We start from the raw sequence: 1792 nt of genomic DNA, 5'->3' as shown, positions 1-1792 counted from the left end.
GGCGGGGAGGCGGTGCCCGGAAGCGGCCGGTGCCGCGCGGGCGGGGAGCCGGAGCGGCCGGGTCACTTGCCGTAAACCAGCATCAGCTTCTCCTTGGACTGGTCGTTGCCGGTCAGCCGGGTGGTGGAGAGGTAGAAGCGCCCGTCCACGTAGTCGACGGCCTTCGAGAAGAACCCGTTCTCCACCTGCGCCGCGCCCTGCGGGTGCTGCAGCAGCGTCTTCGGGGTGTGCGAACCGCCGGCGGTCGGCACCGAGACGACCCGGCCGCCCGCGTCGTACGAGGGCTTCACGTACGCCACGAGGTCCGTGCCGTCCATCCTGAGCGGCATCATCGACGTGTCCGAGGGGGACTTGGCGCGCCACTTCTCCTTGCCGGTCTCCAGGCTGACGGCGACGATCTCGTTGGCGCCGCTCTTCGCCTCGGTCGGCAGATAGAGGGTGTTGGCGTCGGCGGCCACGCCCTCGCAGCCCTGCAGGTCACGCGTGAGGATCGCCCAGCCGCAGTCCGGCGCGAACGATTCGTCGACGTCGAGCTGCGAACGCGTCGTGCCGTTGTTCTTCAGCGTGGTGACGTTCCACTGCTTCTTGTCCGCGTTGGTGAGGTAGAGGACGACGGGGTCGACGGAGTACGCGCGCTCCACGCGCCAGCCCTTGGGGATCTTCTTCGTCCACCTGGCCTTGCCCGTCGCCGGGTCGAGCTCCTGCACCTCGTCGTGCTCGTTGTCGCCGCCCGCGCCGCAGCCCGCGACGGAGAGCAGCTTGTCGCCGCCCGCGAAGGCCGACGGGAAGCAGGAGTCGCCGTACTTCTTCACGTCGAAGAGCTTGTCGCCGCTGTCCGTGTCGTAGCCGACGCCGGACATGGAGCGGCCGGCCAGCAGCGTGTCCCCGACGACGTTCAGGCTCAGGCTCAGGGAGCTGTCGAAGAGGTCGCCCTTGGGGATCTCCTTCGTCCAGCCCTTCTTGCCGGTGGCGAGGTCGATCTGCACGATCTGGTTGCACTCGGCGCCGCTCTTGGCGCCTTCCTTGTACGCCACGAAGACCTTGTCGTCGGACGTCTTCTGCGGGGACGCGGCGCAGATCGCCTGCGGGAAGTCGATCGCGGGCCAGGCGACCTTGCCGTCGCCCGTGCCGTAGGCGAAGACCTGCTTGTACGCGGCCTTCACGGCGACCTCGTCGGTGATCCACATACCGGGGGCGGCGGCGCCGGAACCGGGCGCGTCCGGCGCCTCCTTGTACCAGAGCACCTTCGCCTCGCCCGCCTGGCGGCCCGCGTTGAGGTCGTCGGTGCCGGCGTCGCCGTCGCCCTCGCCGTCACCGGGGTTGACGGGCGCGTCGGACCCGGCGGACGGCTCGGCGTCCCGGCTCTTGCCGGCGACGGGCTTCTTCCCGCCGTCGTCGTCACCGCCGGACACGGCCAGCACGATGCCACCGGCGACGAGCACAGCGGCCACCGCCGCGCCGATGATCACCGCGGGCTTGCCCTTGAAGGGCCCGCGCGAGCCGCTGCCCGGCGGGGTGCCGGGCCCGCCCGGGAAGTGCGGCTGGGTCGGGTACCCGTATCCGGGCTGCTGCGGGGCGCCGTACGGACCCGGCTGCTGCGGCTGCCCGTACGGGCCGGGCTGCGGGGCGTACGGTCCCGGCTGCGGGGCGTACGGTCCCGGCTGGGCGTAGGGGCCGGACTGCTGCGGCTGCCCGTACGGACCGGGCTGCGGCTGCTGCTGCTGCTGCTGCGGGTAGCCGTAACCGGGCGCGGGCGGCGGCGGGGTTCCCGGCGCGCCCTGCGGGGGCGGCG

General features: G+C 72.2%; 1 protein-coding gene. It reads right to left on the bottom strand.

Annotation, left to right across the window (positions count from 1 at the left end; translation table 11 throughout):
- Positions 1 to 62: 62 nt before the first annotated feature.
- Positions 63 to 1792, bottom strand: a 1730-nt coding sequence (locus FGF04_RS35695) for an outer membrane protein assembly factor BamB family protein (protein ID WP_149515543.1), incomplete at its 5' end; no start/stop codon positions are given.

It is taken from the genome of Streptomyces apricus (assembly GCF_008369065.1).
Classification (GTDB): Bacteria; Actinomycetota; Actinomycetes; order Streptomycetales; family Streptomycetaceae; genus Streptomyces; species Streptomyces apricus.
Note: the sequence above shows the minus strand (reverse complement) of the source record. Positions and strands in the feature narration are given on the sequence as shown.